The sequence below is a fragment of the Spirillospora sp. NBC_01491 genome (assembly GCF_036227065.1).
GTDB lineage: Bacteria > Actinomycetota > Actinomycetes > Streptosporangiales > Streptosporangiaceae > Spirillospora > Spirillospora xylanilytica.
Window position 1 is genome coordinate 423464 of the sequence record NZ_CP109432.1, and the last position, 12231, is coordinate 435694.

The following is a 12231-nucleotide window of genomic DNA, read 5'->3' on the forward strand; positions in this document are numbered from 1 at the left end:
CGGGTCCTCCTCGTGGTGGGGGTCAGCGGGCGGCGATGCGGCTCAGGCGGCGCGTCAGCTCGCGCACGGTCTGGACCATCTGCGGGTCGGTGGTCGACTCCGGGGAGCCGATCAGCGCGCTCACGTACTCGCCGGTCTTCGGCGTCGCCGTGAGGTGGATCGAGCGCACCAGGTCGGCGACCTCGATACCGGTCGGGAGCGCGACCGTCACCCGGTCGCCGAGGTCGTAGTCGACGCCGGCGCGTAGGTCTGCGGTGTCGACGGTCACGGTCGCCAGCTCGATCGGAGCGGCGCCCGACGACAGTTCCTCGTTGCCGGCCTGGGTGAGGGCGCCGGCGGAGTCGTCGGCCTCGGACCCGTCAACGAATTTCTCGACGCGATACCAGTTGGTGGCCTGCGCGGTGTCGGCGACCTCGACGAACGTCCGGGTGAACGGCGTGGTCCCGCCGCCCTCGGCCTCCTCGCCGCCCTGCTCGCTCCCGCCGATGAGCGCGTGCGTCACCGTCGGCGCACTGGCCTTCGCCCGCAGGTATCGCAGGTTGCCGAGAGCGAACGAGAACCGCGCGGTCGAGGTGAGGTTCCGCGGCTCGTACACCTCGAACAGGATCTGGTCGCCCGCCTGCCGGGTGCGGAACCCGACGCCGCCGCCGTCCACGGCGACGCGGCGGCAGGTGTCGAGCAGCGCCTCGAACCTCGTGTTGACCAGCGTCGTCGACCCGGCGCCCGACACATCGCCGAGCGCCAGGTTCGGGATCCGCCGGTCGGTCCGCGCGCCCGGCCCGCAGTTCTCGTTCACGAGGGTCCGGATAATGGACTCCGAGCCGGTCGCGGTGATCACGCGCCATGTCCCCGCGGGCTGTGACGCCCACGCCGACGCCGGGGCTGGCCAGGTGACATATCCGGCAACACGGGCGAGGTCGTCAGCGAAGCTGATGGACACGACGCCGGGCGGGGCCTGCTCGCCGCCGGAGTCGCCGCCACCGAATCCGATCTCGATCTCGGAGGGGATCTCCATCGGGCCGGCCGTCCAGATCTGCCCGTCGCGGATCACGACGAGGCGGTGGCCGGGCTGGAGCTGCGCGAGCACCTCCGGCCACGCGGGCAGCGTCACCGTCCCCGACGCGGGCTCGTTGAACCGCCGGGTGACGTCGAGGTTCGTCCAGCCGTCGATCGGATCGCCGACGACGTTCAGGGCCTGGTCGGTGACCAGCAGGCTGATCGCCATCAGGCGGTCTCGTATCGGGCGTTGTACGACAGGTCGACCGCGGAGCCGTTCTCGGCGCCGTCGAGCTGGAACGTCACCGCGTTGACGCCTGGCCGCAGGGGCCACAGCGTCGCCGCGGGCCAGCTCAGCGCACCGACCCAGTTCGCGCCGTCCTGGTAGCGGACGCGCGGCGGGTCGGTCGTCACCGTCGCCTTCTCGCCGGCCAGCAGGTCGCCGTGCCCGACCGCGCCCGGGTCGAGGGAGAACGACTCTCCGGTGCCGGTGTGGGTGACGGTGACGAGGGAGGCCGGGCCGGTGAACGTCCAGACAGGCCACGCCTCCACATCACCCGGGTTGACCAGGGTGGTGGCGCCGAGCACCTGCGAGGACGAAACGCTCGGGTACGGGTCGAGGAAGTCGACGCCCTCGGAGAACTCGCGGCGGGCCCTCACCGGGACCGGGTCGATCCAGTACGGGTCCTCGCAGTACAGGGTGAGGACTGCGGAGTCGCTGGTGATGCCGGTGCCCTGCTTGCCCTGGCCCTCGAACCCGTCCTGATAGGTGACGGCGATGCGGCGGCGGGACCCGTCCGGGCGGCCGATCTCCAGCCAGCCCGCACCGAGGCGCAGCGTCCGCGTGAACGCGGCCGTGAGCGCCCGCCATCGCGCGAGGAACTCCATGTGGCTGTCGCCGTAGACGTACAGCGGCCAGATGATCGCCCGCTCCAGCGGTTGCACGTACCGCAGCCGCGATCCGCCCCGCGGGTGGTCGTCCTTGGTCAGCTCGTAGGGCGCCGCGTCGAGTCCCGACACACCTTCGGACAGGGTGAACCACCCGGCGGACTCGGTGGTCAGCGGCCACGCGGTCCCGTCGGCCTCGAAGAACGTCGCGGTCGCGAACCCGACGCCGGGGATTTGAACCGGCGGCGGGGCGGCGACTCCAGAAGGGATCGGCATCTACCGGGGCCTCCCGATCCGGGCGCGGGCGTCCTGCTTGCGCTGGAGCACCTCCAAGTCCCGCACCGTGAAGTCCGCGGTGCGGGCGTTGATCGTGTACGAGGTGGCGGGCCCGTCGGTGCCCTGTGCAGCCCCATAGATCGCGTTCCACTGGGAGTCGGTCAGGACTCGGTCGGGTCGGTTCGTGCCGTGGTAGGCAAGGTTCAGGCCCTTGTGGAGTAGGCCGCCGTCGTCGAACTTCAGGCCGTACTTCATGCCGAACATCGAGTTGCTCGTGCCGCGAGCCGAGGGGCCCATGTGCACGCCGGCCGAGCCGGACGACTCGACGTTGACGCCGCCTAGGGTGCCCGCCATGTGGCCGACGCCCGCGTTCGTGACGCCGACGGTGAAGCCGGAGCGCAGGCCCTCGACGAAGCCCTGGGGGCCGTTCGTGGCGCCGGTGAAGTTGTGCGTGGTGAACAGGCGGCTGTTCGGGCTGCGGCCCTTGATGACGTTGGTCAGCGCCGACATGAACCCCGAGCAGTCGAATCCGCCTGGCCCGACGCCGCCCCACACGTAGGGCTTGCCGGCCTGCGCGCGGGCGTAGGCCAGGGCCCGCTGGACGCCCTTGCCGCCGACGCCGCCCTGCGCTTTCGAGGTGACCCAGCCGAGGATCTTGTCCTTGATCCAGGCGGGGATCTGCGCGATGACGTCACGAAGGATGCCGGAGCCGGGCACGTGCGGGGACAGGATCTTGCCGAGCAGGCCCTTGGCCGCGGCTCCGACGTTGCCGATCGTGAAGTCCTTGACGCCCTTGACGAAGCCGTCCACGATCCCGCCGAGACCGAACTGGCCGGCGAAGCCAGGGACGATGCCGCCGCGGGCGAACGCCATGCCCTCGCCGCCGATGGCGCCGGGACCGTGCAGCCACTTGCGGACGCCCTCGACGCCGGAGCGGCGCGCCACGTCGTTCGCCGAGTGGACGAACCCGCTGCCGACGGCGCGGGTGAACTCCGGCCGCATGATCGCTTCACCGGGCGACACCGCGGCGACGAGGGAGTCCACACCCGGCGAGTAGCCCGGCAAGATGCCACCGGTCCGGAACTTGGGGATCTTGTCGAGCCGCGTCTTGATCCCGGCCACGCCAGCGATCTTGTTGACGAGGTTGACGATGCCGTCGTTGTACAGCCCGATGACGAAATTCACCGGCACCTTGGCGATGTTCTTCAGCCGGTCCCAGACCGCCTTGATCCCGTCGACAGCGGCCTTGAAGGCGTTCTTCACCGTGCCGACGGCGGACTTCAGCCGGTCGAACGCGGGCTTGATTCCGCCGTTGTAGACGCTGGAGATGTGATTCTTGATCGCCGACCAGACGGCCATGATGAGCGACTTCGCGGTCCGGAACGCGGCCGACAGCGGGCCCGCCAGCGCCCCGCGGAGCGCGTTCCAGATCGCCTTGATCCCCGCCCATGCCAGGCCGATCGCGGTCTTGATCCCCGCCCACACGGGCTTGATCACGTTGTTGTAGAGCCAGCGGAAGATCGGCGCGAGGACGCTGGTGATGTACCACTTGATCAGGTTGAAGTAGCCCTTGATCAGCGTCCATGCGACCTTGATGTAGATCTGGATCGCGATCCACACGACCTTGATCACGTTGCGCAGGACGATCCACGCGACGCCGAGCGTGCCGCGCAGGAAGCTCACGATCGCCATGAAGATCGGCTTGATCAGGTTCCAGGTGAACTGGATGATCGTCCACACCGTCGTGAAGACGAAGCGGACGTACGCCCAGTACCAGCGCAGTGCCGTCCCGACGACGTTGATCAGGATGTGCGCGATCTGCATGAACACGGGCTTGATGAACGCCCACGCCGCCGCAATTGCGGTCTTGATGCCCGCCCAGGCTGCGTTCACTGCCGTGCGGAACCAGCCGACCTTGGTGTAGGCGAGCACGATCCCGCCGATCAGTAGCGCCACCGCAGCGACGATCAATCCGATCGGGTTCGCCGTCAGCGCGGCGTTCAGTGCCCACTGCACACCCGTCCAGATCGCGGTCGCCGCCGCCACAACGCGCTGGGCCGCAGCAGCGGCGATCACGCGCGCGGTGGATACGCCCGCCGCAGCCGCCTGCGCGCGCCACAGAACGATCTGCGCGCGGATCGCGGCGCCGAGCCGGGTTGCCATCGTCGCATTCGCCGCGTAGGCCAGGCTGACGTTCCGCAGCCCGCCGACGAACTGGGTCGCGGCGGTCGCGCCGGCGGCGAAGGTGGACGCGATCGAGAAGCGACCCACGCTCGCCGTCGCGACCGTCGCCGCCAGGCTCACCGTCTTGAACGCCAGGGCCAGGCCGGTCAGCGCGATCCCCGCCTGAACGACACCAGATGGAGTGATCCCGAGAGTGGAGCCGGCGCGCTGCAAGTCCTCCAGGCGCGGCAGGACATCGTTGACGATGACGTTGGTCAGGTTCGTCTCGACCGAGCGCCTGAACGCGGTGAACTTCGCGGCGGCGGTCTCCTGCATCGCCTTGCCGGCCCGGTCCGTGGCGCCCGTTAGGTTGCCGAGGCCCTGCGTGGCCTTGGACGGGTCGATCTTGAAGAGGGCTTGCCCCAGGTCCTCGGCCTGCGTCCCGAACAACTTGGTGGCGATCTGGGCCTGGTCGACTGGGTTCTTGATGCCCCGCAGCCGATCCAGCACCATGTCCAGCGCCGCAGAGGCAGGCGGACCGCCCATGGCAATCGTGTTCGCCACCGCCGCAGCATTGAACCCGAGGGACTTGAATGCGGCGGTGGTGTTGTCCGAGCCATCGACGGCTCGGATGCTGAACTCCTTGAGGGCGTCGGCGACCAGGTCCGCGTCGCGCGCGCCGCCCTGGAGCCCCTGCTGGATCAGGCCCATCGCGGTCTTGCCGTCGAGGCCCAACTTCCTGAACTGAGTGCCGTACTCGTTCATCGTGTCGAGCAGATCCTGAGCCTTGTTGGCGCCACGCTGGGCCCCGGCCACGAGGATGTCGAACGCCTCTTTGGAGTTCTTCGCCAGCCCGGTGCGCATCATCTGCGCAACCGCGCGGGTCGCCTCGTTCACGTCGGCGTCGAGCACTTTGGAGGCGGTGATGGCCTGCGCCGTCGTCTCCTTCAGCGCGCCCGACGACGCGGTGCGCATCCCGTCCATGTTCTGGATCACGGACGTGATCGCGGCGCTGACGTCCTCCATCGAGTCGCCGTACGCCTGCGCGTACAACTGCCCAGCGATGCGGCCGACCCGCTGTGACTCTTTGGTTGTCAGGCCGAGTTGGGCACTGAGCTTGCCCTGTGCGGAGGACACGTCCAGGCCGCGGCTGAGCGCCGCCGTGAACGCGGCGCCGGCGCCGATGGCCACACCGGTCATCACCTTGTTCAGGCCGCCGAAGGCGCTGCGGATCCGGCCCGAAGCACCGGACGCTCCACGCTCGACCTCGGGCTGGAAGCTGCGGTTGAACGACTGTCCAGCCTGGCGCCCGGCGCCGCCGACCTCTCTGGCGATGCGGGACTGGAACCCGCGCAGCGACGGGATCACAGGGACGAACACGGTCCCGGCCTGGAACGCCATGGCGTGCCTCCCGTCGTGTCAGCGGCGCTTCGGAGGCGCTGCGGTGTGGGTCGGGTCGGCGGTGACCGAGTCCATGGACGGGCGCCCCTGTGCGGCAGCCGTGGCCAGGGCGGTAGTAACCAGCTCGTACTTGCGTTCGCGGCGGCGCCGTTTCGCACGCTGTGCGGCTGTGACCGGGCGCGGCAGGGGCTTGTAGCTGGGCGGCTTCTTCTTGCTGTTGGCCGCCGCGGTGAGCGTCAGCAGCTCCCCGAGCCGGTCCGCGATGAGCGTCAACGTCGCCTGATCGGCTGACCAGTCCGTCATCGGCGGCGGGGGTGCGGGCGTCTTGTCGTCCTCGCGGGCGGCGAGTTGGTCGGCGAGGTCGTCGTCATCGGCCATCGCCGCGACGTAGTGCGAGTCCCGCGGCAGCCGGTCGATCAGGTTGAGCACGGTCCGCGGGGAGAGCGTGCCGCGCCACAGGTCGAGCATGTCGACGCCGTACCGCTGTCGGAGGTCGGCCTCGATCGGGTCTCCAAGTTCGGAGATCAGCCGAGCGAGGCGAGCGCTTCCCCCAGGCCGAAGAACTCGACGATGTCGTTGAGGAACGCGAACATCACGGCAAAGTCCTCGGCCTCCAGGATCGGCATGACCTCGTCGTAGGTCTCGCCGAGGAGGTCGCGGAGTTGCTCGCGCGGATCGGTCTGCCCGTCGGTGCCCGCCGCGTACTTCTCGGCGAGCTCCATCATCACCCCGCCCGTCGGTCGGGGGATCTCGATGACGTGCCCGTCGTCGACCTCTAGCGGGAACGGCTCGCCGCCCGCCTCCTCGCGGTACTTGGCCAGCGAGAAGCCGGCCTTCTTCTTCGCTGAGGGCTTGGCACGGACGGCCGGGTTGCCGGAACGACGGGGAGGCATGGGCGGGCTCCTTCAGATCAGCGGTTGGTGGTGGATTCGGGCGAGAGCTTGCAGAGGTCACCGGGCGCGTCGTCGTATCCGGCCTCGTCCAGGGGCAGCCACCCGCGGGCGCGCAGCCGGACAGCCACCGTCGGGGTGGTCACCTCGGTCATCGTCGAACCGTCGGGCGCGACGTAGATCTCGGGGTCCATGAGGTCTCCTCGTCGAGAACGGGCGGGGGGTGGGGCGGGTCGGTGGGGCCGCGGCGGCCGGCGCCCGCCCGGGTGACCGGCCGCCGCGGGGTCGGGGGTCAGGAGCCGTCGAAGCCCATGTCGGCGAGCAGCGCCTTCCAGCCGGGGCCGCCGAAGAAGTACGCCTCGGCGTATCCGGCGCCGGAGTCCAGGTAGCCAGTCAGGGTGACGGGGTAGCCGAACGCCTCATCGTCGCTGCTCTGGAAGTTCTGGTCGTCCTTGTCGGTCACGCTGGCGCGCGGCAGGTACCGGGCGATGTAGATCTCGCCCGCGTCGGCCAGGTCCACGCCGATCGTCAGCACCCGGTAGTAGCGGGGGTTCGCCCTGTCAGGCTTGGGGATCACGACCTCGCCGGACGTGGCGTCCGCGAGGATCGTGTCCGGGTCGACGCCGGTGTACAGCGCGGTCGTCAGCTTGCTGGTCTCCTGGAACGAGACCTGGAGGGTGGTGACGTCCGAGGTGATGTCGCGGCGGGTGGGCTGGACGTGCCCGAACGAGGTGATGTCGGAGCTGTCGACCTCGGACGAGAACTGGGCGCCGTCGTCGCTCATCAGGCCACCATCGACGTACCCGGTCGGCAGCGCTAGAAGGGCGCTGTCGGGGCCGGTCAGCGACGCGATCGACGGGGCGCTGATCGGCGCGATGAAGGTGCTGCCTTCGAGCGCCTTGCGGATGAGCTGGGTCTGGTGGTTCTTCAGGGTCTCCCACGCGGGCATGACCCACTCCTCTCGGGATGGTGATGCCCCACGCGGGGCCGGTAGCCGGGCGGGCTGATGTGGCGGTCAGGCGGGGCGGCGCGCGGAGACGAGGTAGGTCGCCGACACGCAACGGATCCGCGGGTCCTCGTACGGCAGGTCCTGGGGGCCGACCTCGGTCCGCACGCGGTCGATGACGCCGGCGCCTGGGACGCGGGTCGGGCCTGAGATCAGGCGCTGCTGCACGAGCCGCGCCGTCTCCCACGCCGCCGCACGAGTGGGGGCGAACACCTCTACGGCGATCCGGGCCTGGTCGGTCACCCGGTCGTCCGTTCCCCCGAGCCGCCGGACCCGGACGAACAGCGGCAGGTCCCGCAGGTCGTCGGGCAGTACGGTCCCGGTCCGGCCGAACCCGGCGAGGGCGGTGACGAGGAGCTGTTCGGCGTCGGCGTAGGGCGCGAGGTCGGTCATCGCATGTGGTCCACGGCGCGGCCCAGGACTCGCTCACGGGCTTCGATCAGGCCGGCGTAGGGGGAGGTGCTGTAGAGCACCGCGAGCTGCCGGTCGCGATAGACCTGCACGTCGACCTTGAGTGAGCCGGCGTAGTCGCCGGTGTCGCGGGGCGCCAGCGCCCGCGCCGCAGCCTGCCCCTTGCGGGCGACGGCTTCGACGATCCGGGCCATCTCCGGCGAGGACAGGAACGCGCGCATGCTGCGCCGGTCCGCCTCGTACTTCACGCGCGGGCCCGCCATTACGCCTCCTTCAGGTGTTCGATCGCCTTGCAGCAGGCGGTCAGCTCCGCAGCCGGGTCGAGCCCCGCGGCCAGTGCTCGGGCCCGCACGGAGGCCGGTCCCCAGCCGTCGCCGAGCAGGTGCTGGACCGCGCGTTCCCAGGCGTCCAGGTCGCCGGGGTCGGCGAAGGTCCCGGCGTCGCCGAGGGCTTCGCGGAGCCCGTCGGTCGGCGCCGCGATCGTGGGGATGCCGGAGGCTGCGGCCTCGATCGCGCACATCCCGTAGGACTCCTCCGCGCTCGGCATGAGCAGCACCCGCGTGCGGGCCCACACGTCGGTGCGCATGTCGGCGGTGTGCGGCTGCCAGGTGACGTTCGGCAGGTCGTCGCGGCGGATCTGCTGCCGCTGCTGGTAGCCGCCTTCCACGGCCAGGAATGGGACGTCCGGGAGTCGCTCGGCCAGCTCGTAGAAGACTTTGGCGCCCTTCTCGGGCAGCGGGTTGATCAGGGTGACGGCGTCGCCCGGGGTGGTGGCGTGCCGGTCCGGCCACACCGGCGGGTGCACCACCAGGCGCGGCGCGGGCGCATCGGGCAGCGCAGCGGCCACGTGATGGGTGTTGGCGACGATCAGGTCAGCGCCGCGGGCCACGTCCTGGGCGATCCACGGGGCGGCCGAGTGCGCGACCTGCACGAGCCGGGCCCGCGCCATGCGAGCGACACGGCGGGCCAGCGGCACGCTCTTGAGGTGGGACACGACCACGTCGGCGGCAAGGCGTCCAGGTGTGCCGGTGTGGACGGTGATGCCGTCCACGACGGCGGCGCGCTGTTCATCGGTGGCCCACACCGTGACCTGGTGGCCGCGGTCGGCGAGCGCGCGCAGCAGTTCGTGGAGCATCAGCTCGGCGCCGGCGCGATGCGCAGGCGGGTAGTAGTGGGCCAGCGCGACGACCCGCAGGGAGCGGTGGCCGGGGACGCCGACGAGGCGCCGCATCTGCTCGGGGCTGGTCCGGGCCCGCGTGTAGAGCTGGTTGCGGGCCCGGTTGCGGCGGTAGGCGGGCGACCCGATCCGCGCGGCTTGCTCGTGCCGCAGGTGCGTGATGACGCCGTGGTGCCGCACCGGCTCGCCCAGCAGCGTCCCGGCCGCGGCCCAGAACGCGTCGTCCTCGAACCCCCAGGTCCGGAACTGCTCGTCCATGCCCCCGGCCTGCCAGTACGCGTCGGCGCGGATCACCCAGATACCGCCGATCGACCGCATGGACGTCTCGGCGGCGGGGGCGTGGTGCGGGTCCAGGCCGCGGGCGTAGACGGCGAGGGTGCCCTCGGCGCTCAAGCCGCGAAACGTCGTGTACGGCAGGTGGAGCCGGCCGTCGTCGGCCGCCGCGGCGATCGCGTCGCGGAGCGGCGCCTCCTGCGGCACGGTGTCGGCGTCGCACAGTACGACGACTCCGTCACCGGCCTGCCGGACGGCCTCGTTGCGGGCACGTGCCCGGCTGAACTCGCCTTCGACGTCCACGACAAGGTGCTGTGCCTCGGGGAGCATCTCGGCGAGCCGGGCCGCTACGTACTCGGCGTGGATCTCGCGGTCCAGCGCGCCGCCCCGGAACGGGATCGCCACGGTTACGCGCGTCATCGGCCGCCCCGGACGGCGCGGTCCGCCGACCACAGGTAGTAGCCCAGGACGGAGCCTTCGTGCGCCTCGGCCAGGCCGGGCCCGAGTTCGCGGCGCATCTGGGCGCCGGTCCAGTGCTCGCGGTGGATCTCGAACCAGTTCCCAGCGACCTCGCCCTGGTCGTGATGGGCGAGCGGGACGGAGACCAGGATGTGGTGCGCCCAGTCCCGCAGCCGCGCCAGCACCCCGCGCGCCTCCGCCTGGGCCATGTGCTCCAGGACGTCGCCGACGATGACCAGATCCGGCTGCCGGACGATGCTGTAGGGGTCGACGTGCCGCACATCGCCGACGATCACCCAGTCGTACAGGTCCCACAGGCCGTGAGCGGGCACGTATGGGCCCCACGCCTCCACGGCGATCCACCGGGCGCCGGGCGTCGCCTCGCGGGCGAGCTGGGCGTAGGTGCCTTCGCCGGGGCCGATGTCGACGACCGTGGCCGGGGCGATCCGCTCGATGACCGAGCGCGCCCAGTCCTTGCCCTCGGAGTCGGAGGTCGGCATCTATGCGGTCCCTTCGGCGACGCGGGTGAGGGGAACGACCAGTCCGGGTCGGCGGGAGGTGTACGGCGACACCCAGTCGCCCGGCTCGCCGTCCACCTCGTAGACGACGCCGCGGGCCTCGATCCGGTCGGAGGGGAGAATGTCGGCGCCGGCCGGGGCGTACAGGTCCATGCCGGAGGTGACGGCGTACCGGCCGTCGCCGATCTGCTCACCGGACTGCCGGGGCGCCAGCGCGCACGGGGTGATGTCGAGACGGTCCTTGATGTCGCCGAGCGGGTCGCCGTAGGCGTCCCGGCCGCCGGGGGTGAGGCGGATGCGGGTGATGCTCTCACCTGCGGAGATCGGCACTCAGTACACCCCCAGCCGGTGCGGGTCCAGGTCTTCGCGGACCTGGTCCAGGTAGGTGTCACGGCGCTCGGCGCGCAGAGTCCACAGGCCGGACGTGCGCCACGAGCCGAGCATCATCCGCTCGTCGCCGGTCAGGTAGACCCCGTCGGCGGTGCGCTCGGACCAGCGGACGGTGAACGGGCCGGTGGTGTCCTGTACGTAGCCCTGAGGGTTGCGCCAGGCGCGGGCGGCAGCGGCGAGGACGACCTCATGGACGGCGTCGGGGACGGGCTCGACCAGGTCGCCGTTGTCGTCGGTGAACGTGCGCCCGGTGTAGGCGCGGACCAGCGCCGACGCGCGCGACAGCAGCCGCACCGCGCGGGGCGAGTCGGCCACGGACGCGTCGTCGACCTCGTCGGCCAGCTCGGCGGGTGTCGCCAGCAGCGGCAGTGCCATCTCAGCCCCTCTCATATCGGCACGGCTCGGGAAGCAGGCCGCGGATCTGACGGCCGACGAGCCCGGCGGCGAACGACCGATCCGACGTCGACACACACCAGGCGCCGGCCGGGACCGGGTCGTGCAGCCCGCGGACCTTGCAGTCGGCGACCTGCTCCCCGCCGAGCCCGGCGAGGTTGCCGTACAAGGACCGGGGCAGCGGCGCGGCCATCACCCGGCCGGCCCGGAGCGCCTCGCCCATGGCCGCCTTGTCCACCCTCATGGGCTCGTGCAGCTCGTAGCTCACCGGGTCGGGGTGGCCGAGGTGATGTAGCAGGCGCCCGGTCGCGGTGACCGCCGCCCGGTACGCGCCATGCCCCAGCCCGGCGACCATGTCCGCGACCGGCCCTCGATGGCGGGCACCGTCCGGGGGACCGGCCAGGACGAAGAAGTCGTCGTTGAACAGCCAGAACTCGCCGGACACGTTGGGGTGGGCGCTGGCGGCGGCGAGGTTGGCGGCCGAGGATGCATACCGGGACCCGGACTGGGCGACCGGGATACGCCCGACGCCGGTCAACCACGCTGGGCAGTACCCGGCGACCCACACCCGGCCGTGCGGGACATGGGCCAGGGACCGCAGCGAGAACCTCAGCTCGTCGCTGCGGCCACCGGGGCCCACCACGTACACGACGTCCACGTCAGATGTACAGCCGCTCGGTGATCTGCGCCTTGGTGCCGTACGTCGGCACACCGCGGCGGGCGGCCTCGGCGCGGAGCTGTGTGAGCGTCCATGACGTCAGGTCCGCCGGCGGCTCGACATCGTCCCCGGCGGACTGGCTGACCTTGTCGGCGGTGGCCGTGCGCGGCCGGACGGCGGGCGGGAGGGTGATCCGCTCCCACCGCGCCGACCGGTCCAGCGCCGCCGCCATCCGCCGGGCCAGCGCCGCCTCCGCGCCCGAGGCGTCCGCGGACGCCTCGGGCAGCTCAGCGACCTCGCCCGTGCGGGTGTTCTGCCACGTCGGCATTGCG

15 protein-coding genes are annotated in these 12231 nt (G+C 71.3%); all 15 read right to left on the reverse strand.

All coding sequences use genetic code 11. From position 1 onward, the window contains the following. Positions 1-22 precede the first annotated feature (22 nt). A complete protein-coding gene (locus OHA34_RS02030; RefSeq protein ID WP_329520501.1) occupies positions 23-1225 on the reverse strand; it encodes a siphovirus ReqiPepy6 Gp37-like family protein in 1203 nt (400 codons plus the stop codon). After that, positions 1225-2160: a hypothetical protein gene (locus tag OHA34_RS02035; protein WP_329520502.1), complete on the reverse strand. Its 936-nt coding sequence runs from the start codon at positions 2158-2160 to the stop codon at positions 1225-1227. The genes OHA34_RS02030 and OHA34_RS02035 overlap by 1 nt, the downstream gene beginning before the upstream one ends. Beyond that, positions 2161-5724: a phage tail tape measure protein gene (locus OHA34_RS38385; protein ID WP_443029611.1), complete on the reverse strand. Its 3564-nt coding sequence runs from the start codon at positions 5722-5724 to the stop codon at positions 2161-2163. A gap of 18 nt (positions 5725-5742) precedes the next feature. Then, entirely contained in the window at positions 5743-6192 is a 450-nt protein-coding gene (locus tag OHA34_RS02050; protein WP_329520503.1) for a hypothetical protein, read from the reverse strand. Between the two features lie 56 nt (positions 6193-6248). Next, positions 6249-6617 (reverse strand): hypothetical protein, encoded by a 369-nt coding sequence (locus tag OHA34_RS02055; protein ID WP_329520504.1) that lies wholly within the window; start codon positions 6615-6617, stop codon positions 6249-6251. 17 nt (positions 6618-6634) lie between these two features. Next, positions 6635-6808 carry a hypothetical protein gene (locus tag OHA34_RS02060; protein WP_329520505.1) on the reverse strand — a complete coding sequence of 58 codons (174 nt, stop codon included), beginning with the start codon at positions 6806-6808 and terminating at the stop codon, positions 6635-6637. A 98-nt stretch (positions 6809-6906) separates the two neighbouring features. Further along, positions 6907-7563, reverse strand: coding sequence for a phage tail tube protein (locus OHA34_RS02065; protein WP_329520506.1), 657 nt, complete (start codon positions 7561-7563; stop codon positions 6907-6909). Between the two features lie 66 nt (positions 7564-7629). Then, positions 7630-8013 (reverse strand): phage tail termination protein, encoded by a 384-nt coding sequence (locus OHA34_RS02070; protein ID WP_329520507.1) that lies wholly within the window; start codon positions 8011-8013, stop codon positions 7630-7632. After that, complete coding sequence (locus OHA34_RS02075; protein WP_329520508.1) at positions 8010-8294, reverse strand: HK97 gp10 family phage protein; 285 nt, start codon at positions 8292-8294, stop codon at positions 8010-8012. The genes OHA34_RS02070 and OHA34_RS02075 overlap by 4 nt, the downstream gene beginning before the upstream one ends. Further along, a complete protein-coding gene (locus OHA34_RS02080; RefSeq protein ID WP_329520509.1) occupies positions 8294-9901 on the reverse strand; it encodes a glycosyltransferase in 1608 nt (535 codons plus the stop codon). The genes OHA34_RS02075 and OHA34_RS02080 overlap by 1 nt, the downstream gene beginning before the upstream one ends. Beyond that, positions 9898-10440 carry a methyltransferase domain-containing protein gene (locus OHA34_RS02085; RefSeq protein WP_329520510.1) on the reverse strand — a complete coding sequence of 181 codons (543 nt, stop codon included), beginning with the start codon at positions 10438-10440 and terminating at the stop codon, positions 9898-9900. Before OHA34_RS02085 ends, OHA34_RS02080 begins: the two co-directional genes overlap by 4 nt. Further along, complete coding sequence (locus OHA34_RS02090; RefSeq protein ID WP_329520511.1) at positions 10441-10788, reverse strand: hypothetical protein; 348 nt, start codon at positions 10786-10788, stop codon at positions 10441-10443. Continuing rightward, on the reverse strand, positions 10789-11223 hold the full coding sequence (locus tag OHA34_RS02095; RefSeq protein ID WP_329520512.1) for a hypothetical protein: 435 nt from the start codon (positions 11221-11223) through the stop codon (positions 10789-10791). A 1-nt stretch (position 11224) separates the two neighbouring features. Beyond that, entirely contained in the window at positions 11225-11899 is a 675-nt protein-coding gene (locus OHA34_RS02100) for a hypothetical protein (RefSeq protein ID WP_329520513.1), read from the reverse strand. A gap of 1 nt (position 11900) precedes the next feature. Next, on the reverse strand, positions 11901-12227 hold the full coding sequence (locus OHA34_RS02105) for an SAP domain-containing protein (RefSeq protein ID WP_329520514.1): 327 nt from the start codon (positions 12225-12227) through the stop codon (positions 11901-11903). Positions 12228-12231 lie beyond the last annotated feature (4 nt).

What these genes read in the sequence shown, in the direction of transcription:
- OHA34_RS02050 (WP_329520503.1), bottom strand. Translation starts at nt 6,192, where the DNA reads ATGCTCGACCTGTGGCGCGGCACGCTCTCCCCGCGGACCGTGCTCAAC.
- OHA34_RS02075 (WP_329520508.1), bottom strand. Translation starts at nt 8,294, where the DNA reads ATGGCGGGCCCGCGCGTGAAGTACGAGGCGGACCGGCGCAGCATGCGC.
- OHA34_RS02055 (WP_329520504.1), bottom strand. Translation starts at nt 6,617, where the DNA reads ATGCCTCCCCGTCGTTCCGGCAACCCGGCCGTCCGTGCCAAGCCCTCA.
- OHA34_RS02030 (WP_329520501.1), bottom strand. Translation starts at nt 1,225, where the DNA reads ATGGCGATCAGCCTGCTGGTCACCGACCAGGCCCTGAACGTCGTCGGC.
- OHA34_RS38385 (WP_443029611.1), bottom strand. Translation starts at nt 5,724, where the DNA reads ATGGCGTTCCAGGCCGGGACCGTGTTCGTCCCTGTGATCCCGTCGCTG.
- OHA34_RS02080 (WP_329520509.1), bottom strand. Translation starts at nt 9,901, where the DNA reads ATGACGCGCGTAACCGTGGCGATCCCGTTCCGGGGCGGCGCGCTGGAC.
- OHA34_RS02035 (WP_329520502.1), bottom strand. Translation starts at nt 2,160, where the DNA reads ATGCCGATCCCTTCTGGAGTCGCCGCCCCGCCGCCGGTTCAAATCCCC.
- OHA34_RS02060 (WP_329520505.1), bottom strand. Translation starts at nt 6,808, where the DNA reads ATGGACCCCGAGATCTACGTCGCGCCCGACGGTTCGACGATGACCGAG.
- OHA34_RS02070 (WP_329520507.1), bottom strand. Translation starts at nt 8,013, where the DNA reads ATGACCGACCTCGCGCCCTACGCCGACGCCGAACAGCTCCTCGTCACC.
- OHA34_RS02095 (WP_329520512.1), bottom strand. Translation starts at nt 11,223, where the DNA reads ATGGCACTGCCGCTGCTGGCGACACCCGCCGAGCTGGCCGACGAGGTC.
- OHA34_RS02105 (WP_329520514.1), bottom strand. Translation starts at nt 12,227, where the DNA reads ATGCCGACGTGGCAGAACACCCGCACGGGCGAGGTCGCTGAGCTGCCC.
- OHA34_RS02085 (WP_329520510.1), bottom strand. Translation starts at nt 10,440, where the DNA reads ATGCCGACCTCCGACTCCGAGGGCAAGGACTGGGCGCGCTCGGTCATC.
- OHA34_RS02065 (WP_329520506.1), bottom strand. Translation starts at nt 7,563, where the DNA reads ATGCCCGCGTGGGAGACCCTGAAGAACCACCAGACCCAGCTCATCCGC.